The 20,530-nt window shown below is 39.4% G+C and carries 18 protein-coding genes, 1 pseudogene and 1 other annotated feature; of the genes and pseudogenes, 5 read left to right on the forward strand and 14 right to left on the reverse strand.

All coding sequences use genetic code 11. From position 1 onward, the window contains the following. The first annotated feature begins 6 nt into the window (after positions 1-6). A complete protein-coding gene (locus BV60_RS0101700) occupies positions 7-666 on the forward strand; it encodes a Crp/Fnr family transcriptional regulator (RefSeq protein WP_029319089.1) in 660 nt (219 codons plus the stop codon). Here BV60_RS0101700 and BV60_RS0101705 read toward each other — a convergent pair. Further along, entirely contained in the window at positions 663-2,021 is a 1,359-nt protein-coding gene (locus BV60_RS0101705; RefSeq protein ID WP_029319090.1) for an MATE family efflux transporter, read from the reverse strand. The genes BV60_RS0101700 and BV60_RS0101705 overlap by 4 nt on opposite strands. 136 nt (positions 2,022-2,157) lie before the next feature. On the opposite strand from BV60_RS0101705, the gene BV60_RS0101710 reads away from it, so the two are divergent. Further along, on the forward strand, positions 2,158-3,024 hold the full coding sequence (locus tag BV60_RS0101710; RefSeq protein WP_029319091.1) for a LysR family transcriptional regulator: 867 nt from the start codon (positions 2,158-2,160) through the stop codon (positions 3,022-3,024). Positions 3,025-3,057: 33 nt separating this feature from the next. Here the strand turns inward: BV60_RS0101710 and BV60_RS0101715 are convergent. The 3 genes and pseudogenes from BV60_RS0101715 to BV60_RS21515 all read right to left on the reverse strand — a co-directional run. Then, positions 3,058-3,314: pseudogene (locus BV60_RS0101715) on the reverse strand (PfkB family carbohydrate kinase); the annotation flags it as partial. Then, positions 3,301-3,678, reverse strand: coding sequence for a GH32 C-terminal domain-containing protein (locus tag BV60_RS24450; protein WP_330376166.1), 378 nt, complete (start codon positions 3,676-3,678; stop codon positions 3,301-3,303). The gene BV60_RS24450 and the pseudogene BV60_RS0101715, both read right to left, overlap by 14 nt. A gap of 72 nt (positions 3,679-3,750) precedes the next feature. After that, a complete protein-coding gene (locus tag BV60_RS21515) occupies positions 3,751-5,544 on the reverse strand; it encodes a LysM peptidoglycan-binding domain-containing protein (protein ID WP_051656434.1) in 1,794 nt (597 codons plus the stop codon). Positions 5,545-5,806: 262 nt separating this feature from the next. Here BV60_RS21515 and BV60_RS0101745 point away from each other — a divergent pair, with 262 nt between their 5' ends. Continuing rightward, entirely contained in the window at positions 5,807-8,311 is a 2,505-nt protein-coding gene (locus tag BV60_RS0101745; RefSeq protein ID WP_029319094.1) for an InlB B-repeat-containing protein, read from the forward strand. Between the two features lie 55 nt (positions 8,312-8,366). On the opposite strand, the gene BV60_RS0101750 is transcribed toward BV60_RS0101745, so the two are convergent. The 9 genes from BV60_RS0101750 to BV60_RS0101785 all read right to left on the reverse strand — a co-directional run bounded on the left by BV60_RS0101750 (position 8,367) and on the right by BV60_RS0101785 (position 18,017). Beyond that, entirely contained in the window at positions 8,367-8,924 is a 558-nt protein-coding gene (locus tag BV60_RS0101750) for a sce7726 family protein (protein WP_029319095.1), read from the reverse strand. A gap of 58 nt (positions 8,925-8,982) precedes the next feature. After that, positions 8,983-9,729, reverse strand: a complete 747-nt coding sequence (locus BV60_RS0101755) for an alpha/beta fold hydrolase (RefSeq protein WP_029319096.1) — start codon at positions 9,727-9,729, stop codon at positions 8,983-8,985. A gap of 80 nt (positions 9,730-9,809) precedes the next feature. Further along, positions 9,810-10,520, reverse strand: a complete 711-nt coding sequence (locus BV60_RS0101760; protein ID WP_029319097.1) for a response regulator transcription factor — start codon at positions 10,518-10,520, stop codon at positions 9,810-9,812. Then, the gene (locus tag BV60_RS0101765; protein ID WP_051656435.1) at positions 10,513-12,498 is read right to left on the reverse strand and encodes a DUF4118 domain-containing protein; all 1,986 of its coding nucleotides are present in this window, start codon (positions 12,496-12,498) and stop codon (positions 10,513-10,515) included. Before BV60_RS0101765 ends, BV60_RS0101760 begins: the two co-directional genes overlap by 8 nt. A gap of 149 nt (positions 12,499-12,647) precedes the next feature. Next, entirely contained in the window at positions 12,648-13,295 is a 648-nt protein-coding gene (locus BV60_RS0101770) for a potassium channel family protein (protein ID WP_029319099.1), read from the reverse strand. A 10-nt stretch (positions 13,296-13,305) separates the two neighbouring features. Continuing rightward, a complete protein-coding gene (locus tag BV60_RS0101775; RefSeq protein ID WP_029319100.1) occupies positions 13,306-14,643 on the reverse strand; it encodes a TrkH family potassium uptake protein in 1,338 nt (445 codons plus the stop codon). Between the two features lie 141 nt (positions 14,644-14,784). Next, positions 14,785-14,970, reverse strand: a complete 186-nt coding sequence (locus tag BV60_RS23635; RefSeq protein WP_081846538.1) for a hypothetical protein — start codon at positions 14,968-14,970, stop codon at positions 14,785-14,787. Positions 14,971-14,991: 21 nt separating this feature from the next. After that, complete coding sequence (locus BV60_RS0101780) at positions 14,992-16,734, reverse strand: proline--tRNA ligase (RefSeq protein WP_029319101.1); 1,743 nt, start codon at positions 16,732-16,734, stop codon at positions 14,992-14,994. 51 nt (positions 16,735-16,785) lie between these two features. Continuing rightward, positions 16,786-17,040, reverse strand: a binding site (T-box leader). A gap of 38 nt (positions 17,041-17,078) precedes the next feature. Then, the gene (locus tag BV60_RS0101785) at positions 17,079-18,017 is read right to left on the reverse strand and encodes a phosphatase PAP2 family protein (protein WP_242840923.1); all 939 of its coding nucleotides are present in this window, start codon (positions 18,015-18,017) and stop codon (positions 17,079-17,081) included. A gap of 253 nt (positions 18,018-18,270) precedes the next feature. Between BV60_RS0101785 and BV60_RS0101790 the strand changes: the two genes are divergently transcribed. After that, complete coding sequence (locus tag BV60_RS0101790; protein WP_029319103.1) at positions 18,271-18,807, forward strand: DUF6442 family protein; 537 nt, start codon at positions 18,271-18,273, stop codon at positions 18,805-18,807. 4 nt (positions 18,808-18,811) lie between these two features. Further along, positions 18,812-19,003 (forward strand): helix-turn-helix transcriptional regulator, encoded by a 192-nt coding sequence (locus tag BV60_RS0101795; RefSeq protein WP_029319104.1) that lies wholly within the window; start codon positions 18,812-18,814, stop codon positions 19,001-19,003. 64 nt (positions 19,004-19,067) lie between these two features. Here the strand turns inward: BV60_RS0101795 and BV60_RS0101800 are convergent, their stop codons facing one another. After that, positions 19,068-20,474 carry an aldehyde dehydrogenase family protein gene (locus tag BV60_RS0101800; protein ID WP_029319105.1) on the reverse strand — a complete coding sequence of 469 codons (1,407 nt, stop codon included), beginning with the start codon at positions 20,472-20,474 and terminating at the stop codon, positions 19,068-19,070. Positions 20,475-20,530 lie beyond the last annotated feature (56 nt).

Here is a 20,530-nt window from a genome sequence, read left to right on the forward strand (position 1 = left end):
ATTATTATGAATAAAGAGATAGATTATCAGTGTATACCGTTATTTGAAAATATTTCACCCGAAGATTTGCAAAAACTATTGATGTGTATAGGCTCATTCAAAAAGGATTATCAGAAAGGTGAAAATATCATTTTAGAAAAGGATACTGTTCCTTATATAGGAATCGTATTATATGGCAATGTCCATATCATAAAAGAGGACATCTGGGGAAACAGAACTCTTCTTGCGTACATAAAAGAAGGCGAATTATTTGGAGAGAACTTTGCTGTGACCAAGGTGCAGGAATCATCTGTTTCGTTCACTGCTGCTACCGATACCAAGGTTCTTTTCCTTGCAGCCAAAAGCATAATCCACACATGTCCCAACTCATGCCACTTCCATGCACAAATATCAGAGAACATGTTCCATTTACTTGGCCTTAAAAGCATTTCTTTTATGAACAAACTTGAAATAATGGGAAAAACTACCATAAGAGAAAAGATTCTTGCATATCTGTCCATGCTCTCACAGCAGCAAGAAAGCCGCTATGTAGAAACACCCCTGTCACGGACGGAACTTGCGGATTATCTTTCGATAAACCGTAGCGCCATGGCAAGGGAGCTGTCAAATATGAAAGCCGATGGATTAATAGACTATGACAGAAATACATTTATTATAAAAGACTAAGAGCACGCTATAATCTTTTTCACAACAACAAGCATAGTCAGGAAGCAAGCCAGACCACCTACCACATTACTGATAGGTTCGGCGGCAAACACACCATTTGTACCCATATTAAACAGATATGGAAGCATATAGGTAAGCGGTACCACAATCACAACTTTTCTAAACAGTGAGAAGAAAATTGCATGCCATTTCTTTCCCAAAGATTTAAAAACAATCTGTCCTGTATACTGAAACACCATGAAAACAAAGGTTGAGAAATACAGGTTAAAGGCCGGCACCGCGTCCTTAAGAATTGTTTTGTCATCTGTAAAAATTCCAATGATCGTCTCCGGTGCAAATCTTATAACCAGCCAAACACAAATTGTATAGGCCATTTCCAATGTAAACATTATTATGATTGACTTCTTTATCTTGTCGAATTTTCGGGCTCCGTAGTTATAGCTGATGATTGGCGAAGTTCCTTCGGAAATAGCAATAATTGGGGTCTCCATCATCTGACGTGCGGAATTCACTATGGTCATGACTGCCACATAGACATCTCCACCTACATGAGATAGCACGCTATTACAGGAAATCTGAACCACCGCATTAGTAAAATAGGTCATGAAGCCTGCGGTACCCAGGGTAATGATTTTGATTGCCCTGTTTTTAGACTTCTTCATTTCCTTTAATCTCATGATTTTAAGTCTGAACTCACATCTGTTACCAAATAGGAATTTCACAACATATGCTGCAGACAAGGCCTGAGAAATAATAGTGGCTGCTGCAGCACCTTCCACTCCCATATGAAGAAAGAAAATGAAAATCGGGTCTAAAATAATATTAGCTGCTGCTCCCACAATTACTGTGGTCATTCCGATAGTGGAAAACCCCTGCGCGGTGATAAATGGATTCATTCCCGTGGCCACCATGGAAAAAACAGTACCAAGCAGATATATTCGCAAATAAGGCAGAGCATAAACCATGGCATCGACTGATGTGCCAAATACGGAAAGTACCGGTCTGCCAAAAAGCTCTCCGAATAATGTAAGAGCCACTGCAGTTACAAGGATTAAAAAGAAGGACGTATTCTGAATTCCTTTAGCCTCTTCCTTATCACCACGCCCTCTTGCTATGGAAAAAAGAGGTGCCCCGCCACTTCCATACATATTCGTAAATGCTGTGATCAAAATCACGATTGGGAAACAAAGACCTACGGCTCCCAAGGCAGCCGTACCCACTTTGGGGATTCGTGCTATATAAATTCTATCCACAATGTTGTAAAGCAGATTCAATATCTGCGCCACCAACATCGGAAGTGCTGTCCTAAAAATATTTGTTAATGTTCTTCCATTCTCAAAATCTATCTGTTTCATTATTTTTACTGCTTTCTGTTACTCCTCGTATTTGAAAAAATGACTATGACTAGTTTATACTGTTAGCAGCTATATGCATAATATCAATAATATCATGTAGCTATATGCAAAATATATATCAGTATTTGGAGGCACTATGGATTTAAAGCAGATGGAATACTTTAAGACAATTGTAGATCAGGGAAGTATTAATCAGGCTGCAAAGATTTTACACATGAGCCAGCCACCCCTTTCTATGTCTATAAAAAAACTGGAAGATGAACTTGGTGCGTTGCTACTGATTCGTGGTAACAAGCACATTTCCCTGACTGAAGCAGGAAAGATTTTTTATCAGCGCAGCTGCAGCATCCTTGAACTTGCAGATTCCACTGCATCCGAGGTTTCAAAGGCCGGTTCACAAAGAACCTTTGCCTTAGGGCTGACTCCATCCACCATCCCTGTAGTGTCTGATATGTTGGCCCGGTTTTCCAATACATTTCCCGAAGTAAAATATCGCATATACGATGGTTCTACTTTGGAGCTATCCCATCTGCTTGATACGGATGCTTTAGATGCTGCATTTCTTCGTACACCTTTTGCCACCGGTGCCCTAAAATCCATCCCCATAAGAAAAGAGCCCATGGTAGCTGCAATACCAAAGGCTCTGTTAACAAGCTCTATTAAATTAAAAAGCAGAGACTACATTACTTTAGAGGAATTGTCCACCTTCCCAATTTCCATTTACCGCCGCTACCAGCAGCTTTTGGAAGATACCATGAGTGCAGAGGGATTTACTTTAAATATTTTCAGTCTATGCGATGACACTCGTACCTCTCTTCTTTGGGTCAGAAATAAAAAGGCAGTAGCAGTGTATCCCCTTTCGTTAAAGGACGATTCCGGAGAAGATTTCATAATTCTTCCAATAAAATGCAAATCATTAGAAACTTCTATACTGTTTGTTTACCCATCAGAAAATGGTAAAACAAGTGAACTTGTCAGAGATTTCCTGCCTTTTATTTCCTGATCGGTAGCACTATTTATACCGCCCGCGTATCAATGTCATTATCATATCCGCACCGGGATTTCTATAAAAAGCGAAATCTCTGTCACCGTTTGGAAGCTTGTTAACAAAGGCTCATCTCCCACTTTACCGATGAATGCAGTTTTATTTCCCAGATTTTTAAGCATTGAAAGGACGTTACACGGTGCACCGCCGGGATTTGCTTCAAATGTCGGATTTCGCCGGTCACTTATTCCATTATCCGTAAAATCTATCAGAAGTTCTCCAAGTGCGACAACATCATATCTTTGCATCATTTTTCCTCAACTCATGCATGATAACATCCATAGCAAGCTCTCCATTTGTCTTAAAGCTTATTCCATCAGCCTTTATATCAGTGAAAACACCCATGGACATGACCTGCTCTCCGTCATTTATAAAAAGCTCCATGCTGTATCTGTCAAGCAAAGTGATAAATACCGATATCACACTAAATAACACTGAATAAAGAACTGCATTACCAAATCCTGTCCATATCTGCGGATTTGTCATTACTCTCTCATAAGCTGTCAGCGTCCATTTGCTGATATCAAAGACTATTCCTTTGTTCTGCAAGGTAATGGGATCCATAAAAAATGCAATAATGATATAAACAACCGGTCCGATTATTGCGAGCACAAACAATGCAAAACAGAGTAGGGCACTGTATTCTACGATATTTTTGCTATTATCAAAGCCTTTTCGTTATTATCAGCCGGCGTTCTCTAGCTCCTCATAATCATCATAAGGCTCCACCTCAACGTCATCGCCATAAATTGTTCCAAAATCATCTCTCATGGAAATAGGCATAAATCCACGCTCAAGACATGTCTTCCTCATTTTGTCTGCTGTTTCCATGTTTCCATGCTCACGCTCAAGGTCATCACACAAAACCATGAATGCTCTTGACTCATACTTATCATTGTCGGTTACATACTGAGCCATGGAAATATCACCGGAGCTGTTTCCGAATGAAAGCACAGGCACTTTTCCTATCTCCTGTGCAATTTCACTAACCTTGTTCATCTTAATAGTCTTGATGATAAGGTCTCCGCCAAGAATCACTTCATCATCCTTAGAGTAAACATATTCAAGACCATCAGTATCTCCCTGACCTTTTGCTACCATGGTGTAGCTCATACCGATTATTCTGTTTTCAGGAATCGGAAGGTTATCCTTTATAATAGCTCTGCAAACTGTTCTGTCGGAACCGCTGACTATATAGACTTGGAAATCATTTTCAACCAGGTATTCAATCATTGATACCATTGGCTTATAAATAGCTTCTCCTTTTTTAAGGTTTTTAAATCCGTCAGCCTCTGTATCCATGAACTTTTTAGTATATTCTTTAAGCTCATCCGGTGTCATTCCGGCATAGGACTGACCTGCGTATTTTGCATGCTTGGTTTCAAATTCCTCAGGCATATCACCGGTGTAAATACCCTTCTCAAGGGCCTTAGCAAACTCTTTCATGTCCTCCGGAGCTTCATAAGTGTCATCGTAAAGTGCTCTGTTAATGAACATCATATACTCAAAATATGACGGATATAATTCTCCGATAAGAGTTCCATCCATATCAGAAACAGCTATTCTATCCTCAACAGGAATGAAGTGTTCAGAATTCTCGTCGGTAACATCCTCAACATACTCAACGATTGCAGCTGCCACGGGTGAATCCGCTGCCCAGTATTCCAGTTCAGGTTCTTCCTTTTCTTCTGCCTCGTCTGTTTCTTCTGCCTCAGCATCTTCTTCAGATTCTTCCTCTTCTACTTTTTCATCCTTGGCTTCTTTATCGTCTTTCTTCTCTTCTACCTTCTCGTCCTTGGCCTCTTCCTTATCGTCTTTCTTCTCTTCTACCTTCTCGTCCTTGGCCTCTTCCTTATCGTCTTTCTTCTCTTCTACCTTCTCGTCCTTAGCCTCTTCCTTATCGTCTTTCTTTTCTTCTACCTTCTCGTCCTTGGCCTCTTCCTTATCGTCTTTCTTCTCTTCTACCTTCTCGTCCTTAGCCTCTTCCTTATCGTCTTTCTTCTCTTCTACCTTCTCTTCCTTGGCTTCTTCTTTATCGTCTTGCTTTTCTTCTACTTTCTCTTCCTTGGCTTCTTCTTTATCGTCTTGCTTTTCTTCTACTTTCTCTTCCTTGGCTTCTTCTTTATCGTCTTGCTTTTCTTCTACTTTCTCTTCCTTCGTATTGTCTTCCTGGGCACTGACTTCTTCTGATTTTTCTTCTGTATCAGCGGTTTCCTCTTCTGCTGTAAGCCGCAGCTCCATTCCCGCCCTGATTATACTGGGATTTTTTATCTTATCCTTATTCAGCTCGTAAATTTCTTTCCATCTTTTGCTGTCACCAAGCTGTTCCTGAGCAATTTTCTCCAAAAAATCACCCTTTTGAACAACATAGGTAGATCCTGAACTGTCAGTTTCTGCACTCGCGATCATTTTAGTAGGTGCAACCAGCAATGTTGAAACAACCATTGCCATTAAAAAAGATAATACTTTTCTCTTCATTCTAACCTCCTTTTGCGGGCTTGTCCCAAAGTTCTTCTCTTAATAATGATACGATATTCAGCACATTTAAATTATTAAAAGACGATAAACTTTTAATGGTATCGCATTTCGTCTCATACAACTGCGCTTAATTTATATTCCGTATTCTTTTTGTCGCAAATATGATATATACTAAAACGCAGGGGGTGAATCTATTCCGGTGCATTGTTTAATGAACATTCGGACAATATTTCAAAATTTTACAGCGAAAAAAGGGGGTTGTATGAAAAAAGTGCAAAGAATGAAGAAACTGACACAATATGTCCTCATGTTTGGCATGGCGCTATTCATGCTGTTGGGGATAAAAAACAAGGCTTATGCAGAAACAAAATATAATGTTTGGCTAGGCGATACGCAAATTACAAGTGAAAACAAAGATAAGATCGGAACAATAATTAACAATGGTAAAGGAGATTCGAAAGATCATTTTGATCCGAAGACCAATACACTTCATATTAGTAATCTTGCCAATGTTACAGGCACATACGAATCCTGTTATATCTATTCTAAAGTTCCGCTTACAATTAAAGTCGGCAGCCTTAATTTTCAAAATTATGGTTCAGACGCCGGTTTTACTGCAATCAAGTGCACAGAGGATCTTACTATTATAGGAAAATATGATATAAAAGGTTTTTACAACGGCATAGAATGTCCGACTCTTACCATTTCGGGTGATAAAACATCAGTAAAAATGGAAAACATAAGCCACGATGGAATAAGTGCCGTTGGCGGTACTACAATTAACTGCAGCTATATTGACATACAATGCACAAGGCATGGAATTCTATCATACTTAGGCAAAATTTTATTTGTTAATGGACATGTAAAAATTACAGCAAATAGTGAAGCAATTTTAGCACAAGTAAATTGTTTATACATTCCTGAAAAGCAATTTAAGATTACAAATCCATCAGGCAGTAAGGTTGATAACGTACCTGCCATGTATACTACTCTAGCAAGCATAAGCGACGTGGGTTCGACTAAAAAATTCGGTGCTCGTAATATCGAAGTAAAGCCTATTGAAAATTCAAATAGCGTAAGTGTCTATTTTAATTTCAACGGACGTACTCCGGATAATGCAACAAATCCATCTATATTATCGCTTAGCAAGGGTGCTGTCGTAAACTCCCCTGCAACTTCTATAGCTAATGGCTATTATATAGAGGGATGGTACACATCAAACCAGTGCAAAGATGATGAAAAATTCGATTTTCCGCAGCCCGTAAATAAATCCATAATGCTTTATGCGAAGTGGAAAAAACTGACTGAATACGACGTTTGGGTTGCCGGAATAAGAGTAAATGAATTCAACAAAAATAATATATTACCCAAGCTGGACGGGAAGATAACATATAATCCGGCTACAAGCACTCTATATTTCAGCAATGTCACAATGAATGATGTTTACGGAACAGTTGGCAATTACAATACTATTGTGTACTCAAAGAAAGATCTTTCAATTACCGGAAATGCCACTCTAACAGTATCAAAGGATTACGTTACTCCTATCTATTGTGATCAGTCCTCCTTATGCATAGACGGTATTTTCTCATTGTCCGGAGGTGAACAGGGAATCTGGGCTTATAAAGGTGTTGAAATAAGTGGAAAGGATACAAGAATCACAATAAATAAAACAGGCGTTGGTATTAATTCAGAAAAGTCAATCACACTGCTTGACGGATCGCTTACTGTGAATAATTGCTCCTATTACGGCCTTCATACCAATACCGGTACAATAGACATAGCCGGAGGAAAAAGCAATATAACCGGTGATAGATGCGCTTTATATGGTGGTATTTCCCACGATATAGCAATCAGAGATAACATAACTGTTAAAAAACCGGAAAAATATTCAAAAGGACAATATTTTGGTGATGGTCTCCCGGGTTATTACACAATTACAGATAAGAGCACTAACAAACCTGCTAAGACTGTTATCACCGATTTTTCAATTCCAAAATATACCGTTAAATTTGACCTTAACGGCAAGCAGGGAACAATTCCCGCAGATCAGCTAATTTCAGAAGGGCAGAAGGCATCAAGGCCCCTGAACGTTACATCCGTAGAAGGATTTACTATTGATTGCTGGACTACTGACGCTGCAGGTAATAACAAATACGATTTTAATACTCCTGTAAAATCAAGCTTTACACTTTATGCAAAGTGGGTTGAGACTTCAAATAACAAAAAGCCCGACCTTCCGGAAAAGCAAGAAGAGCCGGTAAAAAAGCAGGAAGAACAAACAAAATCCCGCGTTGAATCCACTGAGTTTTATAAAAAAATTCAGGAGATAGATTCCAATATCTTAATAGGTAAATGGAACAAGTATGTTGTTACCTCTACAGACGAGAGCAATCCTACAGTCAGTTTTGATAAATTCACTAACAAGAAAGGGAAAAAGGTAACTATTCCAAATACTATCGCCTACGAGGGTGTAACCTATAAAGTAACAGGAATACGTTCTAAGGCCTTTAGTGGATGCAAAAAACTTAAGACGATTACTGTAGGAGCCAACGTAGAAACCATTGATGCTACCGCATTCAAAGGAGCTCCGGGACTAACAAAAATTACAATTAAGTCCACTAAGCTCACTAAGAAAACTGTTTCCAACAAAGCATTCTCATCCATCGGAAAGAATGTAGCAATTAAGGTTCCCGCCAAGAAGAAAGCTGCTTACGGCAAACTTTTTGCAAAGAAAGGTCTTTCCAAGAGCGCTGTTATTAAATAATAAATAATTAAAGAGGGATTCTCATCAGTACAATGTACAATGAGCATCCCTTTTATCAATCCTCAAATATCGAATAATCCCTTTCAAACAGCACTTCCAGCATCTGTTTTTTTAGCAATTCTTTATCCACACTCTCCATAAGGTACTTTTTACGGTACATCTTGCTCTTATCCGAATATTTGTACAGTGTGTTCTTCTCCTGAAGCACTGCAAGCTCTCGCTTCCATAAAAGCCCCATCTGATTCGTCAGCTTTACCTTTGGGCTAGGCTGGGGCGAACGCATCTCATAGCAATCAAGTTCGCCGCCAACATCTTCGACAGAAATGATTCCCCAATGGTCCGGCACATGCTCTTTTATATGGCCTGCATGAGTACTCCCCACTACAACATAATTGTAGTCAAAAAATCTGTCATAGTCCCTTACCTGTCTTGAAAGCCGTTCATAGGTATCGGCATCACTTTTAATCTCTATGCCGTATAGCCCTTGTTCTGTAACCATGACAATATCCGCTCTGGATTTTCCCATAGTAAGCTCTTCAAAGAAGCGTATCTTACCATATTTTGTTTCAAGATAGTCACAAAGGCCATCCCTGATATCAGCATCACGTAGCATAAAACAACCTCATAATTCCGCTATGGGCATGTGTCAACTTCATTTATCATGTATGGTATTATTCGCCTTTAACTATTTGCCGTATCGCATTCGCATACCTGTCCGCATGGTTAATTGAAAACTCTCCATGCCTAAGACCGTCCATCTGATGCAGCTTGCATGAAGGGATTATCCGGCAAATGGCCTTGGCAGATAGAAGAATCTCACGTTTTTCCTTTTCACCGACATACACATGGATTATAGCAGATGACTCTTTTATAGAATCCTTCAATACATAAGCTGTACTTTCTTTCATAAATGCGATCATATCCTGTTTTTTAATTTGACAGGTATCCCGGTAATAGTTTTCAAACAAATCCGGTTTTATGTGCAGAGACTGAAACTGTAATTTGGAAAAAGATCTGTTTTTAATGAGTCCATAGCTACACCCAAAGGTCGGTGCGATCAACATATTCGTCAGCTTTGAAGGAATAACTGCTGCGCTCTCTGCAAGTGCATAAGAGCAGAGATTTTTGCGCTTCGATAACATTTCCAACAGGATCTGTCCTCCCAGCGATAGCCCTCCAATCAGCAGGACAGAACCGGATAATTTTTCATCAATGAACCGGATAATCTCTTCTGCATTCTCTTCGATTGTCGTAAATGGTCTGTCACTTCCTGCATGTCCGTCCAAAATCGGAAGAATAATATGATACTCTCCCTGTAATAACTCAGCAATTTCCCGATAATTCCACCATGATAATCCTCCACCATGCAGTAAAATAATCGTATCACTTTGATCCGGACCATATTCCATAAATATCATTTATTTACTCACCTCAACAGACTATATGCTTTAGTACTGCATTCCCTATTCCCAGCTCAGATATGAGCTGCTTTGCGGTTTTATCCTGCATCCACCTTAAGCATCCGATAGCCTATTCCGACATGTGTCTGAATATAAACAGCATTATCGTTTTTGTCCTCAAGTTTTTTCCGGAGAGTGGCCATGAACACTCGAAGTGACGCAACATTGCTATCCCAGGCACTACCCCAGATTTTTTGTGTTATATATTTGTGCGTAAGTACTTTTCCGGTGTTCCTTGCAAGAAGGCAGAGAAGCTTATACTCAATAGGAGTAAGCTTCAATTCTTCTCCGTTCTTATAAGCGCAGCCTGCCGCCAAATCAATTTTCAGTTTTCCGTTTTCATAAACAGAACTCTCTGCAACATCATTGTCCGGCTGTAGCATGGCTATTCTTCTTTGCATTACACGAAGTCTTGCCAGAAGTTCCTCCACAGAAAAAGGCTTTGTGAGATAATCATCTGCACCTGCATCAAGCGCTTCTATTTTATCTTCGTCCTCGCTCCTGGCACTTATCACAATAATTGGCATATTTGACCATTCACGAATTCGTTTTATCACCTCAACTCCATCAATATCCGGAAGTCCCAAATCAAGAAAAACAACGTCCGGATTGTGCGTTGAGCCTTGTAAAATTGCTTCCTCTCCATCCTTCGCCAACAGATATTTATAGTCATGAGTTTTTAAAGTTGTAGCTATTAGGTTTCTGATCGGAGGATCATCCTCCACTACCAAAATCTGAAATTTATTCATCTATACACACATCTTTCTTTTTCAGATAAAAAGTTATTATACACCCCGAAGGATAATTGTCCCTTATTTCAATAGTTCCTCCATGAGCCTCCACTATTGATCTGCACAAGGCAAGTCCAAGTCCCATACTTCTTTTTCCATCCGCAACAGTGTTATGTCCGGTGTAAAACATATCATAGGCATGCTCTTTCATATTGTCATCCATTCCGGGGCCATTATCTATAACATTCACATAAACCAGATCATCCTTTACCCCATATGAAATATCGATCTTGGAACCTTTCTGGGTATACTTTATTGCATTATTAACAAGATTAATTATAACCTGCGTAATTAGTTTTGCATCCATTTCCGCAACGACAAGATCATCTGCGCAATTGATATTTATCTCATGGTCCGCCTTATTTCTGTCAATGTGTTTAATTGCCTCATCTACAATATCATCAAGAACTTCCAATGATTTATTCAGCTGCATCTCCCCATTTTCTATTCTTGTTACGGATAAAAGGTTCTCAACCAGCTGTATAAGCCATTCGGAATCATCATAGATGTCAGAAAAAATCTGTTCTCTGGTCTCATCATCAAGATACTTGTAATGGCTGCAGAGATTACTTGCATTTCCCGATATTGATGTCAGTGGAGTCCTTAGATCATGTGATATAGTCCTTAGAATATTTGCCCGCAGCTTTTCATTCTGGGCCATTAGTGCCGCTTCTTCTTTGGCTTTCTCATTGTTGAGATTTTCCAAAGCAAGTGCACATTCACCAAGTATAGACAGAAGGATACTGTATTCAAACGAACTCAGAACCTTTTTCCCAACGTTTATTCCCATTATTCCATAAACAGTTCCGTTTATTCTGATAGCCAGATACAGACATTTTGCATTATTAAAAACCTTGGTCGTAGCTCCGGCTCTTTTCTTATTTTCAAGAACCCATTTTACAACCTCGTCTTCATTATGATCCCGAAAAGGTGTCCCATTACCGTCACCATCGCTAAGATAAATATATCCCTCGCCAAGTTCGCCATTTTCCACAGGATATATTATTACATCCTTATCAAGCAACAAAATCACCTGATTGGCCATAACCTTTAAAATATCATCAGCAGTTCTTCTTTTTTGGAGAAGCTGATTGGTATCAAATAATACCTTTGTATGAAAAGCGGACTGAGCAGATTCTCTGGCCACATCCTTTAATCTGTAAGCCAAAGAACCTGTCAGCAGGGCAGCTACCAGCATTATTATGAAAGTGACAAAATATCCGGGTTCAAATACATGAAAAGTGAGCCTTGGTTCAGTGAAAAAGAAATTAAACAGAAGAACACTGCAAAATGAACTTATAAGGCTGCAAAAATGACTCCTCGTAAGAATGGCGCTGAGTAAAGCACCAAAGATGTATACCGTTATAATATTGGATTCGGTAAAACCAAGCCTGCGAAAGCATATTCCAACCAGAGTCATCCCTACCAAAAGAGCTGCAGTAATCAGAATATCTTTTCCTGTAGGAGCAATATGTTCTGCAAATCTGCTGCTTTGCTCTATTTTGCTATTAGTTTTTGAATCGGGAATAATATATATGTCGATACCGGGGGCAATTGAAATAAGCTGTTCCGTGACAGTTTGTCTCTCCCAAAAATGATATCTTTTTGTATTGCTGCGTCCTATAACAATTTTCGTAACTCCCGAAACTCTGGCAAACTCTGCAATTGCAAAGGGTATACTCTCTGCAATTACTGTTGTTATCGTCGCACCTATATCCTCTGCATGTCTTATATTATTTTGAAGTCTGGCAGAATCCTCCGCAGGCAGATTATCCTCCTGCGTTTTGGACACATAAAGTGCAGTGAAATTTGCATGAAAAGCTTTTGCCAGCTTTGATGCCTCATCAATGATCTTTCTGTTCGTTGGTGAAGGCGACAGGCAGACAAGTACATGCTCAGCCGGGATTGTGCTTTCTGCTCGTGTTTCGTAGGTCATGAACTATCCCTTTCTTTTTTCGTTCACCCTTAGGTCCTTCAATACCCCAAATAAAGGAAAACACTCTATTTGTAATATAAAAAGCCCCAAGAAAAAATGGAATCGTTGCAATAAAGACTATACCCTCTAACATAATTATAAACCTCCACTCATATATGGAAACATCTTTGTATCGCTTTATGTTCTCCCAATACCAGTAAAGTCTGTCCCTCCTCAAATACATCATCCGGCGAAATTGTCAGTTTCATATCACCATTCTCTTTGATTGCCATAATATTTATTCCAAATTTTTGTCTGATATTTATTTCTTTTATGCTTTTTCCTATCCAGTCCCTTGGAAGTTTTACTTCAAATATAGCGTGATTATCATCCAGTTTGACATAATCCAGAATATGCTTTGATGTGTACCTTATAGCAGTCCACTTAGCCATCTCTTTTTCCGGATTAACCACTTCGTCTGCTCCATTCCTTAACAGAAACTTTGCCTGTACCTCCCTGTTTGCTCTTGAAACCACCTTTTTCCCGCCAAGCTCCTTTAAAAGTGAAGTTGTCTCAAGTGAACTCTGAAAGTCATTTCCTATAGTTTCAATGCACACATCGAAATTATTTATTCCTATAGACCGTAGAAAGCTCTCATTTGTGCTATCTCCTATAAGAGCATTTGTAACGTAAGGAAGAACCTCGTTAATTCGCTCTTCATCCTTATCAACTGCCATAACCTGATGTCCAAGCTCATGAACCTGTTTGGCAATAAGCATTCCAAAATTACCTACTCCGATTATTAGTATAGATTTCATTTTTTACTCCTTATCCCGCCATAATGTTCTCAGTAGGATATCTGAGAATACTCTTATCCTTGTGTGAAAAGGCGGCAAATATAATGGTCAATCCCCCGACTCTGCCAAAAAACATAAGCGACATCAACAAAATGTGCGAAAAAGACGAAAGTGACGGTGTAACCCCAAGCGTAAGGCCTACTGTTCCGATAGCTGAAAAAGCTTCAAACATACAGGTCTCCATAGGAAGCTTTTCTATCATGCTAATAATTGTTGCTGCACCTATGGAAAAGGTCACATACATAAAAAAAATTGTAGATGCACTTTTTACTATGCAGTCCTCAATTCTTCTGCCAAAAATATTAGCATTTGGTTTACTTCCAAATACTGCAATGGCATTGGCATAAAGAATAGCCACTGTAGTTATTTTCATACCTCCGGCAGTTGATCCCGGAGCCCCTCCGATCAGCATGAGAATCATAGTTATACCCTGTCCCACGTCCGTCATTTTCGTATAATCAGCTGTGTTAAATCCAGCCGTTCTGGGCGTAATTGCCTGAAAAATCGACATATAAATGCGTTTATCCAAAGGAGCACTTGAAAATTCCGCAAAAAAGAAAATAATTGATGGAATGATTATAAGAATCATGGTAGTCACTATAACCACCTTGGTCTGCATTCTGTATTCATTAAAAGCAGTTTTTTTGGATATAACATCCTTCCAAGTGACAAAGCCGATACCACCTATTACTATCAGCATTGAAATGACTAAACTAAGATATCCGTTACCGGAAAAAGCTGACAGTGAACTGAACTTGCCTGTTTTATTTCCCATCAGATCGAAACCGGCATTACAAAAGGCTGAAACTGCATGAAATAGTGACATCCATATTCCTTGTATGCCATACGAGGGCACAAAAACCGGAAGGAGCAGCACGGTCCCTGCCACTTCAACCAGAAAAGATATTTTTAAAATAAATCTTGTAAGCTTTACAATTCCACCTACCTGTGGAGCAGAAATTGCATTCTGCATAGTCTGTCTCTGCATAAGACTGATTTTTCTTCCCGCGAGCATCACCATCAGAGATGCGACTGTAATAACCCCCATCCCTCCGATCTGAATCAAAATCAAAATCACAAGTTGCCCAAAAAACGACCAATATGTAGCTGTATCAACTACAACAAGTCCAGTTACACAAACTGCTGATACAGATGTAAAAAGAGCCTTATCAAAAGATGTAACAACTCCCATACCTGATGATACCGGCAGCATAAGAAAAAATGCCCCCAGCAAAATGACACCGGCAAACCCTAAAATAATAATCTGAAAGGAAGTAAGCCTCTCCTTTACACTTTTTATTAATATCATATATAAACTCCTGTTGACCTCTTACATTACATAAAAACAGCTATGAGGTCTTATCGCTTATCTAGATATTAACTCCTAATCAAATAAGACTATATTAAACATTGCTCTCTCGTATTAAGATTGTATAAAGATTTGAATTTTTCATCTTCTTTGCAGCCTTTGCCCATTTTGATATTTCTTTCTGGCATAGTTCTTTGTATTTTCATTACTTAACGATTTATACAGATTATATCGCTCAAGTGACAGTTCGCCACTTTCTAATGCAGCTTTAACAGCGCATCCGGGTTCTGTATCATGCTTACAATCACTGACATAATCTAAAATCAATTCTCAATTACACGTAGCCCCTTATATTTTACTCTTAACTTTTGAATTTATTTTTTCATACAATGAATCCATGAGTTTCTTTGTTTCAATGATAATGTCTTCCTTCTTAACGGAGAGCTGTACACTCTTATCCCTGGTAGAAAGCTCAATCTCACCGTTTGCCAAAGCCTTGGGTCCAACGATAACACGTACGGGAACACCAAGGAGATCTGCGTCAGCAAACATAACACCGGCACGGACATCTCTGTCATCATAAAGAACATCTATACCCATGTTTGTAAGCTCTTCGTAAATCTTGTCTGCTGCTTCTCTGCATGCATCATCATCTCTTCTCATGCAGCAAACATGCACCTTCCATGGCGCAACAGTGATGGGCCAGATAGGTCCTTTTTCGTCGTGGCAGGCTTCCATGATACTTGCAGCAAGACGTCCTACACCTATACCATAGCATCCCATAATAGGTGTTTTTGATGTACCATCCTCATCTGTATATGACATTTCCATGCTCTTTGAGTACTTTGTGCCAAGCTGGAAGATATTACCAACCTCAATACCACGGCTGATTCTGATCGTCTTCTTGCCACAGCAGGGACAAATATCACCATCACGGATTTTGCTGACATCAACATACTCAACATCTCCGATATCTCTCTTGATATTAAGTCCTGTGTAATGATAGTCAGTTTCGTTACCACCGCAGCAAAGATTCTCGATTCCTTCCAAAGACTTATCATAAATAATCCTGCACTTTGCATTCTGCTGATAAGGTCCGCAGTAGCCTGCAACAAGTCCTGAATCCTCTGTAATCTCTGCAGGATGAACATCCTCATGGAGATAGTTAGTAAGCTTTGTCTCATTGACCTCGTAGTCACCACGAATGAATACAACAACATACTCATCTGTAGCATTTAACTGATAAACAACTGCCTTGCAGGATTCTTCTACCTTGCTGTTTAAAAATGCACAAACATCCTCGATTGTCTTGCAACCCGGAGTGTGAACCTTCTTAAGCTCAGCAGCAGGCGTACATCCCGAATTATCAACAGTTGTATCAGCTGCCTCCATATTTGCGCTGTAACCGCAGTTATCACAAAGAACAATTGAATCCTCACCCGCATCCGTAAGAAGCATGTATTCGTGAGATACGCTGCCACCGATCATACCTGAATCAGATTTAACAGATATAACATCGGGAACACCTGCGCGCTCGAAAATCCTGTCATAGGCTCTTGCCATTTTTTCATAGTACTGCTCAAGGTCTTCCTGCGATGTATGAAAAGAATAAGCATCCTTCATTGTGAACTCACGAACTCTTATAAGACCTGCTCTTGGACGGGCTTCATCACGATACTTTGTCTGAATCTGAAAAATCGAGAAAGGATAGTTTGCATAAGTACTGCCATACTCTCTCACCAGGTGAACGGCTGCCTCTTCATGTGTCATACCAAGCACCATAGGTGTGTCGTTACGATCCTTAAATCTAAGGAGCTCTTCACCGACACTTGTATAACGTCCTGACTCCTCCCAGAGTGAACCGGGAAGAACAACAGGAAACATAACTTCCTGACAGTCTACAGCATCCATCTCCTCTCTTAAAATCCTCTCAATATTCTGGGTAACTCTCTTCATTGGATTATAGAGTGAAAAAATACCGTTAGACACACGCTTAACATATCCTCCGCGAAGACTGAAAGTGTGGCTGTCGATTACACAATATGCCGGCTTTTCCTTGAATCGTACTCCTACTAATTTACTAAGTTTCATAAATACTAAGCTCCTTTCAAAAAAAACGTCCTAAGTATACCTTACTTGTACACTTAGGACGAATAATAATATCCGCGTTACCACCTAAATTCAGGCTAATACACTACACTCTAAACCTGCACCTCATTGTGAGCTGATACTCACATGTCTATGATCACGGTGACCTCCGTCAGAAGTTTCTGAAATAATCAGTTTTCCCTTCTGCTGCTCCCAGACGGGTTCAATATCCGAAAACCGAAGCCTCTCACCGGCCGGCTCCTCTCTGAAGGTCTCAAGATATCTACTATTTCTGTTCTCTGCATTTGTTGTAATTTTAACCCTTATTTACAAAAAATCAACCCTTTTCAATCGCATTCTTTTTGTATAACCACCGGCCAAACAGCTACAACAAAGAACCATAAAATACATCTGGCTACGAAATTGCCCCAATGTCCGCCAAGTGCTGCAACAATTGTCGCCGGTGCAAAATACTCCTTCCAGGAAAAAGCTATAATGAATCCTACAAATGCAAGAATAGGAAGGTTTTTGGCCCCAACCGGAATCTCAAACCTGATATAGTGGCGCTCAATATAGCTTCCCACCAAAAGTCCTATAAATGCACCACATGCCTTAAAGCTATCATTCATCATCTTTCCGGGATCTACAAGGAGCACACCGTCCACATAATCCATAGGATAAGGCTTTTGAGTGATATATATCAGGGCTCCTATAATAGCAATAACTCCAATTACTGACAGAATATCGAGTATTTTATCATCACCATTTATTTTCTTCTGAACAACTCCAACTATACAGATTACTATCACAGCTTCTGTAAAACCTACGATCACATCCTGTGGAGTATGTACTCCCAGAAAATTCCTTGAAAAACCGGTCAAAGCTATCAAAACACCGCAGATTACTGCCACCCATGACCTCTTTTTTCTCTGCCAGGCAAATGTTGTACCATAGGTACACGTCCCACTCATAGTATGTCCGCTGGGGAAAGAATAGCCTGTCGCTGCCGACTTAGAATCCCCTGCCGGCTCGATCAGATCTGACCTTATCCAAGGTCTATAAGCACAAACCGTCAATTTGATTATTCCGTTTACTACTTCTCCGACTCCTAAAGTCATAAGGAAACGGTACCCCCATTTCTTATCCACACACCAAAAAATGATAAATGGTAAGAACGGCATAACATCTACTGCAACCTTTGAAATACTATTAAAGAACTCATCAAAAAGTCCCCCGGTCGCGTTTCTGATCTCTTGTAACCACAATAAGTACTGAATATCAATCATTTTTGCCTCCTCGATCATGTTGTTTTTTTTAATATAATGTATTTCATCCTGTCCAACAAATGTCCATCAAGCTTTTTCATAACTCACTTTACGCATCCAACATCTGAGGTGATTATTAGAATGTAAAATATATTGCACATATTTCATTAGAATATTGTCAAATATACTTGACATTATTCTAATGAGAGAATATTATAAAATCACAAAGCCAAATGCGCATTTAAAATTGACTAAACTTCAGGAGGAAAATGTGATGAATGAATCTTTGATATTACTAATATTTTATGCAGTAATAGTAGTTCTGCTCGCTCTTATAATAAAGCGCAGACAGAAAAATGAACAATATGATGAAATGCAGCAAAAAATCAGAGCCGATGCATATAAAAGGGCCTTTTTTACAATGATTATTTTGCTTTGTGGAATTATTGTGTATGATACATGCGCAGGTAAGGTTCTTCCACCGTATGTATTAAGCGGATTACTCATTATCGTTGTGATGACCAGCTTCCTTGTTTTTGCGGTTTATTCGATATGGCATGATGCTTTTTTTTATCTCGGGCAGAGTTGGAAAAGCTATTTTGGAGTCTGTATCGCCATCGGTATTATTCAACTTATTGAATTTATATCCACCATTTCTCGCTATTTTGACAAAAGCGAACATAATGAAAACTTCTGGCAACTTTTGATTTCCAAGGTATCCACCAGCGCTATGATGGCAATAACGTTTATAACACTGGCAGTTGTTATAGGTATTAAGCAGATTAAAGAAAACAAGGTAAGCGAGGACTAAAGCCATGAAAAATTTGAGATTAAAATCTGCCAGAGCCGCTAAGGATTTGTCTCAAGAAGACTTGGCAAAACTATGCGACGTCTCAAGACAAACAATCAGTGCTATCGAAAAAGGTGACTACAATCCAACAATAAAGCTTTGTATAGCAATATGTAAAGCTTTGGACAAAACACTCGATGAACTATTTTGGGAATAACCGTCTGTTACAGACTTCATACTGACTATGCTGAAGAAATGCTGACTTGCGTATATATGCTTCATCATTTTTCAAAGAACTCAATCAGTATTTTTTTCCATAACCTGTCATAGGGATGCTCCCGCATGGACATATTGAATTTAGTCGATCCGATAAGAACTGTCGAAGGATGAGTAAACTCTCTAAATCCCCATTCCCCATGATAAGCCCCCATACCTGAATGACCTACGCCATTAAACGGTACGCCCTTAACCATCATATGAAGGCAAACCTCGTTTATACATCCACCACCATACTGCATTCTCTGCATGACCTGTTTTGCCCAGTCTGTATCACTAGTAAAAATATATAAAGCAAGTCCGTGTTCCCGCATAGATATACTATGTAACAAATGATCAATATCCTCATCTTTATACTGTACAAGCGGAAGAATCGGACAGAACAGTTCCTTGTTAACTATATCTTCAGCAATATCCACGGGACATATTATTGTCGGTGCATACTTCAAGGAAGTCTCATCACCGTACCCGCCATAAATAATCCTGTCTCTGTATTTTTCAGCAGTATCCCGACACTTCTCATATGCTGCATGATTTATAAGCCTTGGATATTCCGGATTTTTCAGACAGTTTTCACCTATTTGCCTTGAAAATGCCTTCTTTAATTCACAAACGAACTGTTCTCTTATTTCTTCCGCAACTGCAATCTGGTTTATGTTTATACATATCTGCCCACTGTTTAAGAGTTTGAAAAAAGCAATCTTTCTTGCGGCATCCCTTATATCTGCATCTTTTCTTATTATGCACCAGTTACCGGTCTCACCACCGAGTTCCAAAGCAACAGGTGTAAGATTCTTCGATGCCTTTTCCATAACATGCTTTCCCACTCTCGGAGATCCTGTATAAAAAATCTTGTCAAAACGCTGCTCAAGACACAAATCAGCCACATCATGTCCGCCACCTATAACCACGACATATTTTGGCGGAAAAATCTCAGCTATGATTTTTTCCAGAATAGCTGTGCACCTTTCGGATTTGGAGCTTGCCTTTATGACTGCTGTATTCCCGCCTGCCATACTTGCACAGAGTACCCCAAGTGAAAGGAGAACCGGAAAATTGAATGGACTTATTATCAGAGTAACGCCATACGGCATCTTATATACCTTGCTGATCAAACTTGGGAAGCAATGAATTCCGCTAAAATGAGTCTCGGGTCTTGCCCATCTATGGAGTCCATGTATAGCTTCATTGATTTCAAGAATAAGACTGCCTATATCACAAAAATATGCCTCCAGAGGTGACCTTCCCAGATCATCATATAACGCTGCTTCAAGCTCTTTCCTATGCCTTAAAACAGCATTCTTAAGCCTTTTTAGCTGTCTTATCCTCCACTCTGTATCAAGCGTTCTTCCTGTTCTGAAAAAATCACGTTGCCTGCTGACTATGTGTTTAATCTCTGATTCATTGTACATAATTGCACCTCTATAAACTGCAGTTTATATCAGACTATATTCCATAAAAATATTTT

The sequence above is a fragment of the Butyrivibrio sp. AE3004 genome (assembly GCF_000703165.1).
GTDB lineage: Bacteria > Bacillota > Clostridia > Lachnospirales > Lachnospiraceae > Butyrivibrio.